17 protein-coding genes are annotated in these 20014 nt (G+C 61.0%); 14 read left to right on the plus strand and 3 right to left on the minus strand.

Annotation, left to right across the window (positions count from 1 at the left end):
- Positions 1 to 64: 64 nt before the first annotated feature.
- From U862_RS0112940 to pdeM, 10 genes are all read left to right on the plus strand, one after another.
- Positions 65 to 2515 carry a penicillin acylase family protein gene (locus U862_RS0112940; RefSeq protein WP_025110788.1) on the plus strand — a complete coding sequence of 817 codons (2451 nt, stop codon included), beginning with the start codon at positions 65 to 67 and terminating at the stop codon, positions 2513 to 2515.
- A 194-nt stretch (positions 2516 to 2709) separates the two neighbouring features.
- Positions 2710 to 3744, plus strand: a complete 1035-nt coding sequence (locus tag U862_RS0112945; RefSeq protein WP_025110789.1) for a ligase-associated DNA damage response exonuclease — start codon at positions 2710 to 2712, stop codon at positions 3742 to 3744.
- The gene (locus tag U862_RS0112950; RefSeq protein WP_025110790.1) at positions 3741 to 5429 is read left to right on the plus strand and encodes an ATP-dependent DNA ligase; all 1689 of its coding nucleotides are present in this window, start codon (positions 3741 to 3743) and stop codon (positions 5427 to 5429) included. Before U862_RS0112945 ends, U862_RS0112950 begins: the two co-directional genes overlap by 4 nt.
- A 302-nt stretch (positions 5430 to 5731) precedes the next feature.
- The gene (locus U862_RS0112955; protein WP_025110791.1) at positions 5732 to 6514 is read left to right on the plus strand and encodes a transporter substrate-binding domain-containing protein; all 783 of its coding nucleotides are present in this window, start codon (positions 5732 to 5734) and stop codon (positions 6512 to 6514) included.
- 57 nt (positions 6515 to 6571) lie between these two features.
- Positions 6572 to 7300, plus strand: a complete 729-nt coding sequence (locus tag U862_RS0112960; RefSeq protein WP_025110792.1) for an ABC transporter permease — start codon at positions 6572 to 6574, stop codon at positions 7298 to 7300.
- Complete coding sequence (locus U862_RS0112965) at positions 7297 to 8007, plus strand: ABC transporter permease (protein WP_025110793.1); 711 nt, start codon at positions 7297 to 7299, stop codon at positions 8005 to 8007. Before U862_RS0112960 ends, U862_RS0112965 begins: the two co-directional genes overlap by 4 nt.
- An 11-nt stretch (positions 8008 to 8018) precedes the next feature.
- Positions 8019 to 9137, plus strand: coding sequence for a succinylglutamate desuccinylase/aspartoacylase family protein (locus U862_RS0112970; RefSeq protein WP_025110794.1), 1119 nt, complete (start codon positions 8019 to 8021; stop codon positions 9135 to 9137).
- Positions 9138 to 9150: 13 nt separating this feature from the next.
- Positions 9151 to 9915: an ABC transporter ATP-binding protein gene (locus U862_RS0112975; protein ID WP_025110795.1), complete on the plus strand. Its 765-nt coding sequence runs from the start codon at positions 9151 to 9153 to the stop codon at positions 9913 to 9915.
- 192 nt (positions 9916 to 10107) lie between these two features.
- Entirely contained in the window at positions 10108 to 12594 is a 2487-nt protein-coding gene (locus U862_RS0112980) for a ligase-associated DNA damage response DEXH box helicase (protein ID WP_025110796.1), read from the plus strand.
- Entirely contained in the window at positions 12594 to 13250 is a 657-nt protein-coding gene (gene pdeM, locus U862_RS0112985; protein ID WP_025110797.1) for a ligase-associated DNA damage response endonuclease PdeM, read from the plus strand. Before U862_RS0112980 ends, pdeM begins: the two co-directional genes overlap by 1 nt.
- Positions 13251 to 13297: 47 nt before the next feature.
- Here the strand turns inward: pdeM and U862_RS0112990 are convergent, their stop codons facing one another.
- Together U862_RS0112990 and dcd are read right to left on the minus strand one after the other, a co-directional pair.
- Positions 13298 to 13507, minus strand: a complete 210-nt coding sequence (locus tag U862_RS0112990) for a hypothetical protein (RefSeq protein WP_025110798.1) — start codon at positions 13505 to 13507, stop codon at positions 13298 to 13300.
- 107 nt (positions 13508 to 13614) lie between these two features.
- A complete protein-coding gene (gene dcd / locus U862_RS0112995) occupies positions 13615 to 14181 on the minus strand; it encodes a dCTP deaminase (protein ID WP_025110799.1) in 567 nt (188 codons plus the stop codon).
- 353 nt (positions 14182 to 14534) lie between these two features.
- Between dcd and U862_RS0113000 the strand changes: the two genes are divergently transcribed.
- The gene (locus tag U862_RS0113000; protein ID WP_002554837.1) at positions 14535 to 14744 is read left to right on the plus strand and encodes a cold-shock protein; all 210 of its coding nucleotides are present in this window, start codon (positions 14535 to 14537) and stop codon (positions 14742 to 14744) included.
- A 296-nt stretch (positions 14745 to 15040) separates the two neighbouring features.
- Here U862_RS0113000 and U862_RS0113005 read toward each other — a convergent pair whose 3' ends face one another.
- Entirely contained in the window at positions 15041 to 16048 is a 1008-nt protein-coding gene (locus U862_RS0113005) for a DUF481 domain-containing protein (RefSeq protein ID WP_025110800.1), read from the minus strand.
- A gap of 164 nt (positions 16049 to 16212) precedes the next feature.
- On the opposite strand from U862_RS0113005, the gene U862_RS0113010 reads away from it, so the two are divergent.
- The 3 genes from U862_RS0113010 to U862_RS0113020 all read left to right on the plus strand — a co-directional run bounded on the left by U862_RS0113010 (position 16213) and on the right by U862_RS0113020 (position 20014).
- On the plus strand, positions 16213 to 16566 hold the full coding sequence (locus tag U862_RS0113010) for an MGMT family protein (RefSeq protein ID WP_025110801.1): 354 nt from the start codon (positions 16213 to 16215) through the stop codon (positions 16564 to 16566).
- A gap of 43 nt (positions 16567 to 16609) precedes the next feature.
- Positions 16610 to 18169 carry an AmpG family muropeptide MFS transporter gene (locus U862_RS0113015; RefSeq protein WP_025110802.1) on the plus strand — a complete coding sequence of 520 codons (1560 nt, stop codon included), beginning with the start codon at positions 16610 to 16612 and terminating at the stop codon, positions 18167 to 18169.
- Positions 18170 to 18298: 129 nt separating this feature from the next.
- Positions 18299 to 20014 (plus strand): proline--tRNA ligase, encoded by a 1716-nt coding sequence (locus U862_RS0113020; protein WP_025110803.1) that lies wholly within the window; start codon positions 18299 to 18301, stop codon positions 20012 to 20014.

Here is a 20014-nt window from a genome sequence, read left to right on the forward strand (position 1 = left end):
CCTGCTCACTAACGTAGCGGCTTTATTGCGCCCCCAGCCTCTACACCCCCGCAGGAGCTTTGCCATGGCCTCGCCAGCCCTCACACATTTTCTTCCCCGGTTCGGCGTTGCCGCAGCAGTGACCGGTGTCTTGAGCCTGTCCGGTTGCCAGACCTGGAACGCTCAGGACACCCTCCCGCCCACCTCCGGCGTGCAACCGCTCAAGGGCCTGGCGCAAAACGTTTCGGTACGACGCAATGCCATGGGCATGCCGTTGATCGAAAGCAACAGCTTCCACGATGCGCTGTTCACCCTCGGCTACGTCCACGCCAGCGACCGCATCACCCAGATGGTCACCCTGCGCCTGCTGGCTCAGGGCCGTCTGGCGGAAATGTCCGGCGCCTCGATGCTCGATGCCGACCGCTACATGCGCGCGGTCAACCTGAAGAAAAGCGCCGACGAGCTGTACAAGGCCTCATCGCCACGGCTCAAGCGTTTCTTCGAAGTCTATGCGCGGGGCGTCAACGCCTACCTGTTCCGCTACGCCGACAAACTGCCGGGCGATCTCGCTTCCAGCGGCTACAAGCCTGAATACTGGAAGCCGGAAGACTCGGCGCTGATGTTTGCGCTGCTGAACTTCAGCCAGTCGGCCAACCTGCCGGAAGAGATCTCCTCCCTGGTGCTGGCGCAGACCGTGAGCAGCGACAAACTCGCCTGGCTGACCCCGTCTGCCCCGGACGAAAACCTGCCGCTGGCCGAGGCCGACAAGCTGCAGGGCCTCAAGCTCAACGGGCAGATCCCGGGCCTCACCGAACTGAGCAACGCCAGCCAGCAATTGGCGACCATGAACCTGCCGGGCAGCACCACCTCGAACAACTGGGCCATCGCCCCGCAACGCAGCCGCAGCGGCAAAAGCATTCTCGCCAGCGATGCCCATGGCCCACTGGCGGCGCCGTCGCTGTGGACCTTCGTGCAGATCCGCGCGCCGAAGTATCAGGCCGCCGGGGTCACCGTTGCCGGTTTGCCGATGGTCCTCGCAGGCTTCAACGGCAAGGTCGCGTGGAGCGCCACCAGCGTGCTCGGCGACAACCAGGATCTGTTCCTCGAAAAAATCCACCGTCAGGGCAGCAGCCTGACCTACGAGGTCAACGGCAAATGGCAGCCGCTGGGCGTGCGCAACGAAACCTATTTCGTCAAAGGCCAGCGACCGGTTCGTGAAGCGGTGTACGAAACCCGCCACGGTGCGTTGCTCAACAGCGTCCAGGCAGCGGCGCAGGGCAGCGGTTTTGGCCTGGCCTTGCAAACACCGAGCTTCACCGACGACAAATCGCTGGACGCCTTTTTTGACCTGACCCGCGCGCAGAACGTTGAACGCGCTTCGGACGCCAGTCGCGAGATCCGCGCCATCGCCCTGAACATGGTGTTCGCCGATGCCAGCAACATCGGCTGGCAAGTCACCGGGCGCTTCCCGAACCGCCGCGAAGGCGAAGGCCTGCTGCCATCGCCGGGCTGGGAAGGTCGCTACGACTGGGACGGTTACGCCGACCCGATGCTGCACCCGTACGATCAGGACCCGACCCAGGGCTGGCTCGGCACTGCCAACCAACGGGTGATTCCTCACGGCTACGGCATGCAGTTGTCCAACTCCTGGGCCGCACCGGAACGTGGCGAGCGCTTGGCAGAACTGGCCGGCAGCGGCAAACAGGACGGTCGCAGCGTGATCGCCATGCAGTACGACCAGACCACGACGTTTGCCGCCAAGCTGAAGAAAATGTTCGAAGCCCCGGGCATGAAACAGCCGCTGAAGCAGGCGATCGACGCCCTGCCGGAAGCGGATCGCAGCAAGGCTCGCGAGGCGTTCACCCGTTTGATGGCTTTCGACGGCAAGCTCAGCCCGACGTCGGCCGATGCGGCGCTCTACGAACTGTTCCTGCAAGAAAGCATGAAGCAGATCTTCCTCGACGAACTCGGCCCAGAGTCGAGCCCGGCGTGGAAAGCCTTTATCGCCAATGGCAACTTGTCCTACTCGGCACAGGCTGACCATCTGCTCGGTCGTGAGGACAGCCCGTTCTGGGATGATATCCGCACGCCGCAGAAAGAAGACAAGGCGCTGATTCTGGCCCGCAGCCTGGCCGCAGCGATCAGCGCCGGCGACAGCCAGCTGGGTGGCGATCGCAAAGCCTGGCAGTGGGGCAAACTGCACCGCTACGAGTGGAAAAACGCCAACGGCCAGACCGTTCGCGGTCCAGTGGCTGCCGGCGGCGATCACACCACGCTCAATACCGCAGCATTTGCCTGGGGTCAGGACTTCAACACGACGCGTGCACCGTCGATGCGCTTCATTGTCGACTTCAGCCAAGCCGAACCGTTGATGGGGCAGAACGGCACCGGCCAGTCCGGCAACCCGGCCAGCCCGAACTACCTCAACGGCATCGATGCCTGGCTCAAGGGCCAGTACATCGGCCTGCCGATGCAGCCGCAGAACTTTGACCGGGTGTACGGCAAGACCCGTTTGACCCTCACCCCCGGCAAATAAACGCTGCCTCCTCTTGTAGGAGTGAGCCTGCTCGCGATCGCGGTCTGACCTTCAAAACTGAAGCGTCTGACACACCGTGATCGCGAGCAGGCTCACTCCTACAGGGGTTTTGTGTCGCCCCAAAAAATAATCGATAGAACTTCCGGACTCGCGCCAACCTCATAGCTAACAAGCCCCTCCATTCTGGTAACGACATGGACCTTGTTATCGCCCGCCCCGAAGGTTTGTACTGCCCTGCCGGGGATTTCTATATTGACCCGTGGCGCCCGGTCGAGCGCTCGGTGATCACCCATGCCCACGGCGATCACGCCCGTGGCGGCAATCTGCACTACCTTGCCAGCAGCGCCAGCGAAGGGATCTTGCGCGCGCGTCTGGGCCAGGACATCCATCTGCAAACCCTCGACTACGGTCAGCGTCTGACCCACCACGGGGTGACGTTGAGCTTTCACCCCGCCGGCCATGTGCTCGGTTCAGCCCAGGTGCGCCTGGAATACGGCGGCGAAGTCTGGGTCGCGTCCGGCGATTACAAAATCGAACCCGATGGCACCTGCGCGCCGTTTGAACCGGTGCGCTGCCACACTTTCATCACCGAATCGACCTTTGGCCTGCCGATCTATCGCTGGCAGCCGCAAGCGCAGGTGTTCAGCGAGATCAACCAGTGGTGGCAGGCAAACATCGCCGCCGGCAAGGCCAGCGTGCTGTTCTGCTATTCGTTCGGCAAAGCCCAGCGGATCCTGCATGGCATCGACGCCAGCCTCGGGCCGATCCTCAGCCACGGCGCGGTCGAACCGCTGAACCGGGTGTATCGCGAGGCCGGGGTGTACCTGCCACCGACGATCTACGCCGGCGATGTGAAAAAGTCCGACCCGATCATGCGACAGGCGCTGGTCATTGCCCCGCCCTCGGCCGGTGGCAGCAACTGGATGCGCCGGTTCGGTGACTTCAGCGACGCTTTCGCCAGCGGCTGGATGCGTCTGCGCGGCACTCGCCGCCGGCGTGGTGTGGATCGCGGCTTCGTACTCTCGGATCACGCCGACTGGCCCGGCCTGCTGTGGGCCATCAACCAGACAGGCGCCGAGCGCGTGATGGTCACCCATGGCTCGATCGGCGTACTGGTGCGTCATCTGCGTGAACAAGGCCTCGATGCGCAGGGTTTCAACACCGAATACGGCGACGACGAAGAGGAAAACATTGGCGTCGAACCGGTCATCGCCGAGGTACAAGCATGAAAGCCTTCGCCGAGTTGTACGCCGAACTCGACGCCACCACGTCGAGCAACGCCAAACTGGCGGCGATGCAACACTACTTCGCCCAGGCGGCACCGCAGGATGCGGCATGGGCGGTGTACTTTCTGTCCGGCGGACGCCCGCGGCAACTGGTGCCGGTGCGTACCCTGCGCGAGTTGGCCGTCAAGGTCTCGGGACTCGAACTGTGGCTGTTCGAAGAGAGTTATCAGGCTGTCGGCGATCTGGCAGAAACCATTTCGCTGGTGTTGCCGGAAAACCCGCACAGCTCCGAGGCGGGCCTGGCCGAATGGATCGAACACAAGCTGCTGCCGCTGCGCGGTGAAACCCCGGAGTACCTCGCCCGCCAACTCCCCACACTGTGGGCGCAACTGGACCGGTCGAGCCTGATGCTGTGCATCAAGTTGATCACCGGCAGCTTTCGCGTCGGCGTGTCGAAACTGCTGGTCACCCGCGCTCTGGCGTCGATGGCGGGCCTGGACAGCAAGCGCGTGGCGCAACGGCTGGTGGGTTACACCGACCTGTCCAACCGGCCGAGCGCCGCCACCTATCTGAAGCTGATCGCTGCGGAGTCCGCCGACGAACATGCCCAGCGTGGTGGCCAGCCCTACCCGTTCTTCCTCGCACATGCCTTGTCGCAACCGGTGGAACACTTTGAAGCACTGCTGGGGCCGGCGAGCAACTGGCAGGTGGAATGGAAGTGGGATGGCATCCGAGCGCAAGTGGTCAAGCGTGACGGGCGACTGTGGGTCTGGTCACGGGGTGAAGAACTGGTCACCGAGCGCTTCCCGGAACTCGACGTTCTGGTACATGGGCTACCCGACGGTACAGTGATCGACGGCGAAATCGTGGTCTGGAAAAGCACTCATCCGACCACCGAAGACGCCTTCGATCCGCAATCGACAGCGCCACCGGCCGTACAACCTTTCGCCCTGCTGCAGCAACGTATCGGGCGCAAAACCCTCGACAAGAAAATCCTCGAAGAGGTGCCGGTCGTTGTACTCGCCTACGACTTGCTGGAATGGCAGGGCGAGGATTGGCGCAATCGTCCGCAGGCCGAACGGCGTACGCAACTGGAACAGGTCATCGCCCGCAGTAACACCCCGGTGTTACTGCCCTCACCGGTACTCACCGGCAGCGACTGGTTCGACCTCGCCCGGCAACGTGAGGCGTCGCGACGGCTGGGGGTCGAGGGCATGATGCTCAAGGCCCGCGATGCCCTGTATGGCGTGGGCCGGACCAAGGACATGGGCGTGTGGTGGAAGTGGAAGGTCGATCCGTTCAGCGTCGATGCCGTGTTGATCTACGCCCAGCGCGGGCATGGCCGTCGCGCCAGCCTGTACAGCGATTACACCTTTGCGGTGTGGGACGGACCGCCCGAGTCCAGCCAACGGGCACTGGTGCCGTTCGCCAAGGCCTATTCGGGGCTGACCGATGAGGAAATGCGTCAGGTCGACAGCATCGTGCGCAAGACCACCGTGGAAAAGTTCGGCCCGGTCAGCAGCGTCAAGCCGAGCCTGGTATTCGAGCTGGGTTTCGAAGGCATCGCCCTGTCGCGCCGGCACAAGAGCGGGATCGCCGTGCGTTTCCCGAGAATGCTGCGCTGGCGGCAGGACAAGCACGTGGATGAGGCCGATAGCCTCGCCACTCTGCAAGACCTGTTGGCCTGACCCGGTTTTCCGGGACATTGATTACTTTTGACTGAATGACGTCCCCGTGGCGAGGGATTTGCTCCCTCGCCACAAAAGTTTCCTGTACCCGTGAAATCAGCCCGCACCGAACCAACTTGGTGCAACGCATTTCCGGTGCCCGTTTACATGCACCAAACCCTCTCGCCGCCCCCTCCCCCAACCTTTTAAAACACTTGTTCGGGACTCTGGTTCGGAAATTGCTACTTTCTATAGGTCGTACGCGTTCCAGTAACAATAATTCTGCGCCACAAGCGCTCATATTGGTTCTTAGGGATTGAATAATGAAAAAAGCATTGCTGACCCTTTCTGCACTGGCGTTGTGCATGGCTGCCGGCTCCGCGCTGGCCAAGGAATACAAAGAGCTGCGTTTTGGCGTTGATCCTTCCTACGCACCGTTCGAGTCGAAAGCGGCCGACGGCAGTCTGGTGGGCTTCGACATCGACCTGGGCAACGCGATCTGCGCCGAGCTGAAGGTCAAGTGCAAATGGGTTGAAAGCGACTTCGACGGCATGATTCCGGGCCTCAACGCCAACAAATTCGACGGTGTGATCTCTTCGATGACCGTGACCCCGGCCCGTGAAAAGGCGATCGACTTCTCCAGCGAGCTGTTCTCCGGCCCTACTTCCTATGTATTCAAGAAGGGTTCCGGCCTGAGCGATGACATCGCTTCGCTGAAGGGCAAGTCCGTCGGTTACGAGCAAGGCACCATTCAAGAAGCCTACGCCAAGGCTGTGCTGGAGAAGGCCGGGGTGAAAATCCAGGCTTACGCCAACCAGGATCAGGTGTACGCCGACCTGAAAAACGGCCGTCTCGACGCCTCGATCCAGGACATGCTGCAAGCCGAACTGGGCTTTTTGAAGTCGCCAGACGGTGCCGCTTACGAAGTCAGCAAGCCAGTTGACAGCGAATTGCTGCCAGCCAAAACCGCTGTCGGTATTAAGAAAGGTAACAAAGAGCTGAAGGCACTTTTAGATAAAGGTATCAAAGCGTTACACGATGACGGCAAATACGCCGAGATTCAAAAGAAACACTTTGGCGATCTGAATCTGTACAGCGGTAAATAATGCCCTGGCGCCCATCACTCGATGGGCGCCTTTTCCATCCGCTCAGGTTGCTGATTTATGTTCGAAAACCTCTTACAAAATCTGGGGCTCTCAGCCTTCAGCCTCAAAGGCTTCGGTCCGTTGCTGTTGGAAGGCACCTGGATGACCATCAAATTGTCGGCGTTGTCGCTGCTGGTGGCCGTGTTGCTCGGTCTCTTGGGCGCCAGTGCCAAACTGTCGAAATCCAGATTGCTGCGCCTGCCTGCCCAGCTCTACACCACACTGATTCGCGGCGTGCCCGATCTGGTGCTGATGCTGTTGATTTTCTACAGCCTGCAAACCTGGCTGACCGCGCTGACCGACTTCATGGAGTGGGATTACATCGAAATCGACTCCTTCACCGCTGGCGTGACCACCCTGGGCTTCATCTACGGGGCGTATTTCACCGAAACCTTCCGTGGCGCGATCCTCGCCGTGCCTCGTGGTCAGGTGGAAGCGGCGACCGCTTACGGCCTCAAGCGCGGCCAGCGCTTTCGCTTCGTGGTGTTTCCGCAAATGATGCGTTTCGCCCTGCCGGGCATCGGCAACAACTGGATGGTGATGCTCAAGGCCACTGCGCTGGTGTCGATCATCGGCCTTGCCGACTTGGTCAAAGCCGCGCAGGACGCCGGTAAAAGCACCTATCAACTGTTCTACTTCCTGGTACTCGCCGCCTTGATCTATCTGCTGATCACCAGTGCTTCGAACGTCATCCTGCGCTGGCTCGAGCGCCGTTACGCCGCAGGCGCACGGGAGGCCGTACGATGATCGAACTCCTGCAGGAATACTGGAAACCCTTCCTTTATACCGACGGCAACAACATCACCGGGCTGGCCATGACCCTGTGGCTGCTCAGTGCCTCGATCTTCATTGGCTTCCTGGTGTCGATTCCGCTGTCGATCGCCCGGGTCTCGTCGCACTTCTATGTGCGCTGGCCGGTGCAGTTCTACACCTACCTGTTCCGGGGTACGCCGCTGTATATCCAGTTGCTGATTTGCTACACCGGCATCTACAGCCTCGCCGCCGTGCGCGCGCAACCGTTGCTCGACAGTTTCTTTCGCGATGCGATGAACTGCACGATCCTGGCGTTTGCCCTGAACACCTGCGCCTACACCACGGAGATTTTCGCCGGGGCGATCCGCAGCATGAACCACGGCGAAGTCGAAGCGGCCAAGGCCTACGGCCTGACCGGCTGGAAGCTTTACGCGTACGTGATCATGCCCTCGGCGCTGCGTCGTTCGTTGCCGTACTACAGCAACGAAGTGATCCTGATGCTGCACTCGACCACCGTGGCCTTCACCGCGACCATTCCCGACATCCTGAAAGTTGCGCGGGACGCCAACTCGGCGACCTACCTGACCTTCCAGTCGTTCGGCATCGCCGCGCTGATCTACCTGACCATTACCTTCACGCTGGTCGGCCTGTTCCGTCTTGCCGAACGCCGATGGCTGGCCTTCCTCGGGCCGACCCACTAGGAAACCCTGTAATGCGACACCAGATCCATGACCTGTTGGCCCCGGTGCCGGGGACCGCACGACAGATCCACAGCTTCCACTTCGGCCCGGAGCAGGCCCAAGGCAAAATCTACATCCAGTCCTCGCTGCATGCCGACGAAATGCCCGGCATGCTGGTGGCCTGGCACCTCAAGCAGCGTCTGGCAGAGCTGGAAGCCGCCGGGCGCCTGCGCAGCCAGATCGTGCTGGTGCCGGTGGCCAATCCGGTGGGCCTCGAACAAGTACTGATGGACGTGCCACTGGGCCGCTACGAGATGGAGAGCGGGCAGAATTTCAATCGCTGGTTCGTCGACCTCAGCGAAGAAATCGGCAACGACATCGAGGGCAAGCTGGGCGATGACCCGCAGCACAACCTTGAGTTGATCCGCGCCAGCCTGCGCAACGCTCTGGCTCGCCAGACACCCGGTACGCAACTGCAATCCCAGCGCCTGACCCTGCAACGGCTGGCGTGCGATGCCGACATGGTGCTGGACCTGCACTGCGATTTCGAATCCGTGGTTCACCTCTACACCACCCCCGAGGCGTGGCCGCAGGTCGAGCCGCTGGCGCGTTACATCGAGTCCCAGGCCAGCCTGCTGGCGACCGACTCCGGCGGCCAGTCGTTCGACGAATGCTTCACCCTGCTGTGGTGGCAACTGCAGGAGCGCTTCGGCGAACACTTCGCGATTCCGCTGGGCAGTTTTTCGGTGACCGTGGAGTTGCGCGGCCAGGGTGACGTCAATCACCCGATGGCCAGCCGTGATTGTCAGGCGCTGATCGATTACCTGATCCAGTTCGATGCGATCGTCGGCGAGACCCGGCCGCAACCGCACTTGCCGTTCCCCGCCACGCCACTGGCTGGCGTCGAACCGGTGACCACGCCGGTCGGCGGCTTGCTGGTGTACACCGCCACGGCCGGGCAATACCTGCAAGCCGGGCAACAGATTGCCGAAATCATCGACCCGATCAGTGATCGGGTGACCCCTATTTGCTGCACCGCTGCCGGCGTCATGTACGCCCGCTCGCTGCGCCGCATGGCCACTGCCGGCATGGTGATCGCCCACGTGGCAGGCGCCGAAGCCTATCGCAGCGGCTACCTACTTTCGCCTTGAGGATGTCTGTCTCATGTACAAATTGACCGTTGAAGGCCTGCACAAAAGCTATGGCGACCATCAGGTGCTCAAAGGCGTTTCGCTCAAGGCCAGGACTGGCGACGTGATCAGCCTGATCGGCGCCAGCGGTTCGGGCAAAAGCACCTTCCTGCGCTGCATCAACTTTCTCGAACAACCCAACGACGGCGCCATGAGTCTGGACGGCCAGGCGATCCGTATGGTCAGCGACCGCCACGGCATGCACGTCGCCGACCCGAATGAACTGCAACGCCTGCGCACACGGTTGGCGATGGTGTTCCAGCACTTCAATCTGTGGAGCCACATGACCGTGCTGGAAAACATCACCATGGCCCCGCGCCGGGTGCTCGGTTGCAGCAAACAGGAAGCCGACGACCGCGCACGCCGTTATCTGGACAAGGTCGGCCTGCCGGCGCGGGTCGCCGATCAGTACCCGGCGTTTCTCTCTGGCGGCCAGCAACAGCGGGTGGCGATCGCCCGGGCGCTGGCCATGGAGCCGGAGGTGATGCTGTTCGACGAACCGACCTCGGCACTCGACCCGGAACTGGTGGGCGAAGTGCTACGGGTGATTCAGGGGCTGGCCGAAGAAGGCCGGACCATGATCATGGTGACGCACGAAATGAGCTTTGCGCGCAAAGTCTCCAGCCAGGTGTTGTTCCTGCACCAGGGGCTGGTGGAAGAAGAAGGCGCGCCGGAAGACGTGCTGGGCAACCCGAGGAGCGAACGCCTGAAGCAGTTCCTCAGCGGCAACCTCAAGTAACGCCGTCCACAACTCTCATGTGGGAGCGAAGGCGGTGTGTCAGTCAACATCGTTTTAACTGACACACCGCCTTCGTCGGAACGCCGCCCGGAGCAAGCCCGCTGCCAAAGGGGTATGTGCTCGCACAAAATTAAACTTGTCCCTCAACGGCGCGGTCACTGAAGGAACACCTTCAGAGCGCACACCGCCGGTATGCCGACCTCCACCGACTTCGCAAAACTCTGGTTCAGCACACGCCACTGGAAGCCGTTCGCCTTTCAAAAACAGGTGTGGACCGCCGTTAAAAAAGGTCAGTCGGGATTACTTCACGCCAGCACCGGCGCCGGTAAAACCTACGCGGTATGGTTCGCCGCGCTCAATCGCTTCGCCCGCGCTCTGCCGCCGCCTGCAACGACCAGCAAACGCAAACCACCGTCCGAACCGTTGACCGTGCTGTGGATCACACCGATGCGCGCCCTCGCCGCCGACACCGCGCGTGCCTTGCAAGCGCCGGTCGGCGAGCTGCAGATTGCGTGGAGCATCGGCCTGCGCACCGGCGACACCAGCAGCGCCGAACGCGCCCGTCAGGGCCGGCGCTTGCCGACCACGCTGATCACCACCCCGGAAAGCCTGACCCTGCTGCTCGCCCGCGCCGACGCGAAAACCGCGCTCGCGACCTTACGCATGGTTGTCGTCGATGAATGGCACGAATTGCTCGGCAACAAACGCGGCGTACAGCTGCAACTGGCGCTGGCACGCCTGCGCCATTGGCAGCCCGAGCTGATCGTCTGGGGCGTGTCCGCTACCCTTGGTAATCAAGCCCACGCCCAACAGGTGCTGATCCCACAGGGCGGCGGCATCAGCGTGCAAGGCCAGAGCGAAAAATCACTCAAGGTCGACACCTTGATCCCACCGGCCATCGAACGTTTTCCGTGGGCCGGGCACATCGGTCTGAAGATGCTGCCGCAAGTGGTCGCTGAACTGGATGCCTGCGCCAGCAGCCTGGTGTTCACCAACACCCGTGCGCAGTCGGAAATCTGGTATCAGGCGTTACTCGAAGCACGACCGGACTGGGCCGGGTTGATCGCGCTGCACCACAGCTCCCTCTCCCGCGAGACCCGCGACTGGGTGGAGCAGGCGTTGAAGGACGGACTCCTGAAAGCCGTGGTCTGCACCTCGAGCCTGGACCTGGGCGTGGACTTCCTGCCGGTGGAACGCGTGCTGCAAATCGGTTCGGCAAAGGGCGTGGCGCGGCTGATGCAGCGCGCGGGGCGCTCAGGTCACGCGCCGGGGCGCACCTCGCGGGTAACGCTGGTGCCGACCCACAGCCTGGAGCTGATCGAAGCCGTCGCCGCGCGCGATGCCGTGGAGCAACGACACATCGAACCACGCCTGTCGCCGCACCAACCGCTGGATGTGCTGGTGCAGCATCTGGTCAGCATGGCTCTGGGCGGTGGCTTTCTTCCTAAAGAGCTGTACGAAGAAGTCCGTGGCGCCTGGGCCTATCGTGATCTGACCCCAGCGAACTGGGCTTGGGCGCTGGCTTTCGTACGCCACGGCGGCCTGTCTCTGACGGCTTATCCGGATTATCGCCGGGTCGAACCGGACGAACACGGCGTCTGGCGCGTACCCGATGCCCGCCTCGCACGTCGGCATCGCATGAGCATCGGCACCATCGTCAGCGACGCGAGCATCAACCTGAAATTCTGGAGCAAGGGTGGCGGCGGCAAGCAATTGGGCAGCGTCGAGGAAGGTTTTATCGCCCGACTGAAACCGGGCGACGGCTTTCTGTTCGCCGGGCGTCTGCTGGAGTTGGTGCGGGTGGAGAACATGACCGCTTACGTCAAACGCAGCAGCGCGAAAAAAGCCGCCGTACCACGCTGGAATGGCGGACGAATGCCACTTTCCAACGAATTGGCCGAAGCCGTGGTCAGTCGCTTCACTGCAGCGGCGCAGGGGCAGTTCGCGGGGCCGGAAATGCACGCGCTGCAACCGTTGCTGAACACCCAGGCACGCTGGTCAGGCCTGCCCACCACTGACAGCCTGCTGGCGGAGGTGCTGAAGTCCCGCGAAGGCTGGCACTTTTTCCTCTACCCGTTTGCCGGGCGTCAGGTGCATCTGGGGCTCGCCAGCCTGTTGGCGTGGCGCGTCAGTCAGCGCCAGCCGCTGACGTTCTCGATTGCGGTGAATGATTACGGGCTGGAGTTGCTCAGCGCCACGCCAGTCGATTGGTCAGAACAACTCAACCCAGCCCTGCTCAGCCCGCAGCATCTGTTGGAGGATGTGTTGGCCAGTCTGAATGCCGGCGAACTGGCGCTGCGGCGTTTTCGCGAAATCGCCCGGATCGCCGGGCTGGTGTTCGCCGGCTATCCCGGTGCGCCGAAAAGTACCCGCCAGGTGCAGGCTTCCAGCGGCTTGTTTTTTGAAGTGTTCAAGCAATATGACGCCGACAACCTGCTGCTGGCTCAGGCCGGGGAAGAAGTCCTGCGCGAAGAACTGGATATTCGTCGCCTGCAACAGACACTGCAACGGATCAACCGGATGCAACTGGATCTGCACCTGATCAAACGGCCTACACCGCTGGGCTTTCCGCTGCTGGTGGAGCGCATGCGTGAAAGCATGAGTTCGGAAAAACTCGCCGATCGCATTCGACGCATGGTCGGCGACCTGGAGAAATCAGCCGACAAGGGTAACGCCTGATGAACAGCGGCTATCCGGTGCGTCTGGCCGGCGAAGAACTCTGGCTGCTGCCAGAAAAAGCCCTGTACTGGCCGGCACAGGAAGCGCTGCTGATCGCCGATGTGCATTTCGGCAAGGCCGCCGCCTATCGCCGTCTCGGTCAGCCAGTCCCACTAGGCACCACGGCGGCAAACATCGACGTGCTCGACCGCTTATTGGCGAAGCTGCCCTGCCGGCAACTGATTTTCCTCGGCGACTTTCTGCATGGACCCGGCTCCCATGCTGAGGGCACCTTGAAGGCCTTGGCCGAATGGCGCGCACGTCATGCTGATTTACCGATGACGCTGATTCGTGGCAACCACGATAAGCGCGCTGGCGATCCACCAGCATCATTGAACATCAGAGTGGTGCCGGAACCGTTGCTGCTCGGGCCGTTTGCCTTGCAACACGAACCAGCCCCCCATCCCGAACGGCATGTGCTGGCAGGCCACGTACATCCGGTCTACCGGCTTGACGGTCGGGGGCGGCAGCGTCTGCGCCTGGCGTGTTTCAGGCTGGGCGAGCGTTTGAGCCTGTTACCGGCATTTGGCGCGTTTACCGGCGGTTACCCGGTGGAGATAGACGCCCATTGCAGGATATTTGTCGTCGGCGATAACGAAATATGGCCAGTCAGCTGAGGTCTTGGGCAAACCTCAGCTGACTGGCCATTCATGGGTGCAGCGGATCAGGCGACGGGCGCGGGTGGTGGTTCGTCCGGCAAGGTCGGTTCGCCCGGCTCGGTCGGTTGTTCGTTGGGGGTGTCGGGATCAGGCTGGCCGGGAATTCCGCCGGCCATGCTGAGCGACGGGTGTGCCAACAAGGACCAGGCCAAAACGCCAACCTGATTGGGCTCAAGCCTTGCCAGTTCGGCGGTGATATGCGGATCGATCTTCATGGAACCCTCCTCGGCGAAGGCCCGCTTTGCCAGAAGCAAAAACGGGCAGTACACCCCATAGAGTGTCTACCCGCCGAAGAATTCCCGCGAACTGCCGGATGGACGGATCAGGTACGCGGCAGGGTCACGCCACGCTGGCCCTGATACTTGCCGCCACGGTCCTTGTAGGACACTTCACATTCTTCGTCAGACTCAAGGAACAGCATCTGCGCCACGCCTTCGTTGGCGTAGATTTTCGCCGGCAGATTGGTGGTGTTGGAGAATTCCAGGGTCACGTGGCCTTCCCACTCAGGCTCGAGCGGGGTGACGTTGACGATGATGCCGCAGCGCGCATAGGTGCTTTTACCCAGGCAGATGGTCAATACGTTGCGCGGAATACGGAAGTATTCGACGGTGCTGGCCAGGGCAAAGGAGTTTGGCGGAATGATGCAGACGTCGCTGTGGATGTCGACAAAGCTGCCAGCGTCGAAATTCTTTGGATCGACGATCGCCGAATTGATGTTGGTGAACACCTTGAAATGGTTGGTGCAGCGCACATCGTAGCCGTAGCTCGACACACCGTAGGAGATCACGCGGCTGTCGTCGTTGCCGCGTACCTGACGCTCGACGAAAGGCTCGATCATGCCGTGTTCCTGCGCCATGCGGCGAATCCACTTGTCCGATTTGATGCTCATGGCGGGTGTCCTGAATAGCGAGGTGGAAAAAATCTGTCCGGCATCTTACCGGGCGCGCCGCCGGGTTCAAAGTCCGCGCTGCAATTCTCGCCGAACAGCCAGGAAATACGCGCCATGGCGACGAACCGTCACACCGCCGATCCTTAAAACAGCGAAACCTTCGCAAGAAGCATTGGCACGTTCCGGAAAAAGGGTTAAGGTGGCGCCACTGTGCTGCTTGTGTCACTGAGAATCTCTACACGATATGTTGAATTTCGATCCAACCATCTACAAGAATTTTTCCTGCTCTTTGCACTCAGTCTCGGCCAGGGTTCTTCCTGAGTCGCAGTTATCTTTGTTCAAGGAGTTACACCATGTCTAATCGCCAAACCGGTACCGTTAAGTGGTTCAACGATGAAAAAGGCTTCGGCTTCATCACTCCACAATCCGGTGACGACCTGTTCGTTCACTTCAAAGCTATCCAATCCGACGGCTTCAAAAGCCTGAAAGAAGGCCAACAGGTTTCTTTCATCGCTACCCGCGGTCAGAAAGGCATGCAAGCTGAAGAAGTACAAGTTATCTAACTTGTAGCTTCTTTAGAAAAGAGCCCCGCCTTCAACAGCGGGGCTTTTTTGTGGGCGTGTGTTTTTTGGCGGCCACAAAAAAAGCAGCCTTCGCGGCTAATGCCGATCAGTTAAACGAACTCAATGCTCAAAACAGCGAAGATCAATTGTGGGAGCGGACTTGCTCGCGAAGACGTCGGCCCAGCAAACATTGATGTTGACTGCCCCACCGCTTTCGCGAGCAAGCCCGCTCCCACAGGGGATCTGCGCTTAATTGACTGGCATTAGCCTTCGCGGCTGCTTTTTTTTGATTCGTCTTACCAGGCCACGCCAAACCCTGCGGTGTAGCGGGTCTTGTTCAAGTCCGCATCCTTGGTACCGCTGATGATGTCGCGTTCGGCCTTGAGGTTGAGCGATGCCCAGTCGGTGACCTTGTAACGCAGGCCCATCTCGGCATCCAGCGCATAATTGGCCACATCGGACAACGGCTTGCCCAACTCGCCATTGGTGAAGAACTCGACTTTCTTGCCAATCAGGTAGCGGTTGTAATCCCACTTCATGGCGACCGAGTAGAAGTTGTCCTTGCCGCCATCGCTGTACTCGTAATCGGTGCGGTTGAGCAGCGAGCCAAGCGAGAACGCACCCAGTTCGTCATCCCAGAACTGGTAGCCCGGACCGGTACCGACCACACGCTGACGCGACAGCTCTTCAACATAGTCGCGCTTGTAGTTCAGACGCCCCTGCCAGAACCACTTGTCAGTCAAGAAGCGGTCAAGTGCGTATTCGGCGCGCCAGTTATTGGTGGTGACCTGATCGTCCTGCACCTCGCGGTTGTACTCGCCTTCTGCGGTATGACGCCAGCGACCATGGCGAGCCGAGGTCTTGAAGTCGATGTCGTAGTCGTTGGTATCCTTTTCCGCCCGCTGATAGTCCATCGCCAGACCGATATTGCCTTTCCACACTAGATCTTCAACGACCGGCTTGGGCTTGAGGATCTGCTGAATGCTCGCCAGCTCTACGGTTTTCGGCGCCTCGCCGTTGGCCAGGGTGACTTTGCCGTCATCGGCAGCGGTCAACGACTTGGCCTTTTCGCCGGTGTAAGCGTCCTGCTTGACCAGCAACTCCTGATCGCTTTCAAGCGTCTTGACCTGTTTCCAGTCAATGGTCACCGCCCCGGCATACGCGGTCTGGATCAGCAATTTGCCGCCGTCGAACAGGGAAATTTTACCGCTCAACTTGTCACCGTTCTTCAACCAGACGGTATCGGCAAGCAGGGGCGTGGACGCACTGAAGACAGCAAGGCACAGCAAGGTTCTGGACAACATAAGCGGATCGAGGGCTCAGGATTGCAAAAAAGGTCGGCATTATCCGTAGGAATAATCCCCTGACAAGGACTGACCGGACGATTTCCATTGAGTTCATTTCTCATCCGGGCGCGCACGGATTACGCTGAAAGGCATCAACCCGAGATCATTCAGGAACCCTGTACGTGACAGAGCCCATCGACGAGCGCGAAAGCGAAGCGCAAATCCGACGCACGGCGCTTTATTCGACCCTTGCCCAAGTACCTGAAGGCAAGGTGGTCAGCTATGGTCAGTTGGCCGAACTGGCAGGGTTGGGGCGCGCCGCCCGCTGGGTCGGCCGGACCCTGAGTCAGCTACCCGGCGATACCCGACTGCCATGGCACCGGGTACTCGGCGCCGGCGGTCGGATCAGCCTGCCGGTGGGCAGCCCTTCGGGAGACGAACAACGGGCCCGATTACGCTCTGAAGGTGTCACCGTCCTGAACAATCGTGTGGATATTCAGCGTCATGGCTGGCGTCCGGTAGAGCACAGCGGTTAGAGTGCGCGCTTTGTTTTCGCAATCTTGAGGCAGACTTCAGCCCATGCCCCGTAAAACCTGGCGCGCCGCGCTCGCCGCCTATGCCAGTCCTTCGACGCTCGTGCTGTTGTTGCTCGGTTTCGCTGCCGGCCTGCCGTACATGCTGGTATTTTCGACGCTTTCCGTCTGGCTGCGTGAAGCCGGCGTGGCCCGTGAAACCATCGGCTACGCGAGCCTGATCGGCCTGGCCTACGCGTTCAAATGGGTCTGGTCACCGCTGCTCGACCAATGGCGCCTGCCTTTATTGGGCAAGCTGGGTCGACGCCGTTCGTGGCTGGTGCTTTCACAGTCGCTGGTGATCCTGGGCCTGATCGGCATGGGTTTCTGCGACCCACAGAAGCACCTGTCCTGGCTGATCGCCATTGCCGTCATTGTCGCCTTCGCCTCCGCCACCCAGGACATCGCGGTCGACGCCTATCGCCTGGAAATTGCCGACGACAGTCGTCAGGCAGCGCTGGCGGCCAGTTACATGTCCGGCTATCGCGTCGCCGCCCTGCTCGCCACCGCAGGCGCACTGTTCTTCGCCGAAGGCTTCGGCTCTACCGGGTTCAACTATCAGCATTCGGCCTGGACCGGCACCTACGCCCTGTTCGGGGTGTTGATGATCCCTGCCCTGCTGACTTCGCTGCTGATGCGCGAACCGCCGGTGCCGTTGCGCACGCAATTGCAGGCCGGCCGCTACAGCTTCGTGCATCAACTGGCCTCAGTGTTTGTGCTGATCGTGCTGCTGGTGTCCGTTCCGGCGATGTTCACCCAGCTCTACAACACCGATTTCGCCAGTGTGTTGTTCGGCACCATGAGCCCGCTCGACCTGCTGCTGGAGGACCGCGCGTTCCTGCGCGCCATCCTTTACACCCTGCTCACCGGCCTGTGCCTGTCGACCATGGGCCGGCGCGGCCTGGCGCCGGTGCTGACCCCGGTCAACGACTTCATCCTGCGCTACCGCTGGCAGGCTTTGCTGTTACTCGGGCTGATCGCCACCTACCGGATGTCAGACACGGTCATGGGCGTAATGGCCAACGTGTTCTACATCGATCAGGGCTTCACCAAGGATCAGATTGCCAGCGTCAGCAAGATCTTCGGCCTGATCATGACCCTCGTCGGTGCCGGCATGGGTGGCCTGCTGATCGTGCGCTTTGGCATTCTGCCGATCCTGTTCATCGGCGGTGCAGCGTCGGCCGCCACCAACCTGCTGTTTGTCATGCTCGCCGACATGGGGCCCAACCTGCAGATGCTGGTGGTGACCATTTCTCTGGACAACTTCAGTTCCGGGCTTGCGACGTCGGCGTTCGTCGCCTACCTGTCGAGCCTGACCAATCTGAAGTTCTCGGCCACCCAGTACGCCCTGCTCAGCTCGATCATGCTGTTGCTGCCGCGTCTGATCGGCGGTTACTCCGGGGTGATGGTCGAGAAATTCGGCTACCACAACTTCTTCATGATCACCGCGTTGCTCGGTGTGCCGACCCTGCTGCTGATTGCCCTGCACTGGTTCCAGGAAAATCGCCGCGAAGGCCCGACACCAACGCCCGAGCCCGCGCCGACCTCCGTCGTGGAAGAGTCGTAGGACATTTCAGATACGGCGGGAGGATTCCCGCCGTTGAGCCTCACAGCCGAGCGCAATCCTGTACGTCGGCAACTCTCGCCGGTACACTGCTCCGTCATTTCCAGTCATAGCAACCGACAACGGCCAACCATGCGCACCAGTCAATTTTTGCTCGCCACACAGAAAGAAACGCCTTCCGATGCGGTCGTGATCAGCCACCAGCTGATGCTGCGCGCCGGCATGATCCGCAAACTCGCTTCGGGCCTGTACACCTGGCTGCCGATGGGCTTGCGGGTAATGCGCAAGGTAGAAGCCATCGTTCGCGAAGAAATGAACGCCGCCGGCTCTCTTGAAGTGTTGATGCCGAGCACCCAACCGGCCGAGCTGTGGCAGGAATCGGGGCGCTGGGAAGAATACGGCCCTGAGCTGCTGCGCATCAAAGACCGCCACGGTCGCGACTTCTGCGCGGGCCCGACCCACGAAGAAGTGATCACCGATCTGATGCGCAACGAGTTGAGCAGCTACAAGCAGCTGCCAATCAACCTGTACCAGATCCAGACCAAATTCCGTGACGAAATCCGCCCACGCTTCGGTTTGATGCGCGGCCGCGAATTCATCATGAAGGACGCGTATTCGTTCCACGCCGATCAGCCGTCGCTGCAGATCACCTATGACCGCATGCATGAAGCCTACTGCAACATCTTCACGCGCCTGGGTCTGAAGTTCCGTCCGGTTGAAGCCGACAACGGTTCGATCGGTGGCGCCGGCTCCCACGAGTTCCACGTACTGGCCGAATCCGGCGAAGACGATATCGTCTTCAGCAACGGTTCCGACTACGCGGCGAACATCGAGAAGGCCGAAGCCGTGCCACGCGAAACCTCGCGCGCCGCTGCGACCGAAGAACTGCGCCTGGTCGACACCCCAGACACCAAAACCATCGCCGCGCTGGTGGAAAAATTCAATCTGCCGATTGAAAAGACCATCAAGACCCTGATCGTCCACGCCGAAGAAGCAGGCAAGCTGATCGCGTTGGTGATTCGTGGCGACCACGAACTGAACGAAATCAAGGCTGCCCAGCAACCTGGCGTTGCCAGCCCGCTGGTCATGGCCTCCGATGCCGAACTGCGCGACGCCATTGGCGCCGGCGCCGGCTCCCTCGGCCCGTTGAACCTGCCACTGCCAATCATCATCGACCGCTCGGTCGAACTGATGAGCGACTTCGGCATCGGTGCAAACATCGACGACAAGCACTACTTCGGCGTGAACTGGGAGCGTGATCTACCGGTTCCGACCGTTGCCGACCTGCGTAACGTGGTCGCCGGTGACCCAAGCCCGGACGGCAAGGGCACCCTGGAAATCAAGCGCGGCATCGAAGTCGGGCACATCTTCCAGCTGGGCAACAAGTACAGCAAGGCGATGAAGTGCGAAGTGCTGGGCGAGAATGGCAAGCCAGTGACCCTGGAAATGGGTTGCTACGGTATCGGCGTATCCCGCGTGGTAGCTGCCGCCATCGAACAGAACAACGACGCAAACGGCATCATCTGGAGCGACACCCTGGCGCCGTTCCAGATCGCCCTGGTACCGCTGCGTTATGAAACCGAGCAAGTGCGCGAAGCCACCGACAAGCTGTACGCAGAGCTGACAGCGGCCGGTTTCGAAGTGCTGCTGGACGATCGCGACAAGAAAACCAGCCCGGGCATCAAGTTCGCGGACATGGAGCTGATCGGCATTCCTCACCGGATCGTGGTCAGCGACCGCGGCCTCGCCGAAGGCAACCTGGAATACAAGAGTCGTATCGAAGGCGAAGCGCAAGCATTGCCGGTCGCCGACGTACTGTCCTTCCTTCAGGCCCGTATCCGCCGCTGA

The organism is Pseudomonas sp. H1h (assembly GCF_000633255.1).
In the GTDB taxonomy this organism is placed as follows: Bacteria; Pseudomonadota; Gammaproteobacteria; order Pseudomonadales; family Pseudomonadaceae; genus Aquipseudomonas.

Coding starts and splice junctions, on each gene's coding strand:
- U862_RS0112940 (WP_025110788.1), top strand. CDS start 65: ATGGCCTCGCCAGCCCTCACACATTTTCTTCCCCGGTTCGGCGTTGCC.
- U862_RS0112945 (WP_025110789.1), top strand. CDS start 2,710: ATGGACCTTGTTATCGCCCGCCCCGAAGGTTTGTACTGCCCTGCCGGG.
- U862_RS0112950 (WP_025110790.1), top strand. CDS start 3,741: ATGAAAGCCTTCGCCGAGTTGTACGCCGAACTCGACGCCACCACGTCG.
- U862_RS0112955 (WP_025110791.1), top strand. CDS start 5,732: ATGAAAAAAGCATTGCTGACCCTTTCTGCACTGGCGTTGTGCATGGCT.
- U862_RS0112960 (WP_025110792.1), top strand. CDS start 6,572: ATGTTCGAAAACCTCTTACAAAATCTGGGGCTCTCAGCCTTCAGCCTC.
- U862_RS0112965 (WP_025110793.1), top strand. CDS start 7,297: ATGATCGAACTCCTGCAGGAATACTGGAAACCCTTCCTTTATACCGAC.
- U862_RS0112970 (WP_025110794.1), top strand. CDS start 8,019: ATGCGACACCAGATCCATGACCTGTTGGCCCCGGTGCCGGGGACCGCA.
- U862_RS0112975 (WP_025110795.1), top strand. CDS start 9,151: ATGTACAAATTGACCGTTGAAGGCCTGCACAAAAGCTATGGCGACCAT.
- U862_RS0112980 (WP_025110796.1), top strand. CDS start 10,108: ATGCCGACCTCCACCGACTTCGCAAAACTCTGGTTCAGCACACGCCAC.
- pdeM (WP_025110797.1), top strand. CDS start 12,594: ATGAACAGCGGCTATCCGGTGCGTCTGGCCGGCGAAGAACTCTGGCTG.
- U862_RS0112990 (WP_025110798.1), bottom strand. CDS start 13,507: ATGAAGATCGATCCGCATATCACCGCCGAACTGGCAAGGCTTGAGCCC.
- dcd (WP_025110799.1), bottom strand. CDS start 14,181: ATGAGCATCAAATCGGACAAGTGGATTCGCCGCATGGCGCAGGAACAC.
- U862_RS0113000 (WP_002554837.1), top strand. CDS start 14,535: ATGTCTAATCGCCAAACCGGTACCGTTAAGTGGTTCAACGATGAAAAA.
- U862_RS0113005 (WP_025110800.1), bottom strand. CDS start 16,048: ATGTTGTCCAGAACCTTGCTGTGCCTTGCTGTCTTCAGTGCGTCCACG.
- U862_RS0113015 (WP_025110802.1), top strand. CDS start 16,610: ATGCCCCGTAAAACCTGGCGCGCCGCGCTCGCCGCCTATGCCAGTCCT.
- U862_RS0113020 (WP_025110803.1), top strand. CDS start 18,299: ATGCGCACCAGTCAATTTTTGCTCGCCACACAGAAAGAAACGCCTTCC.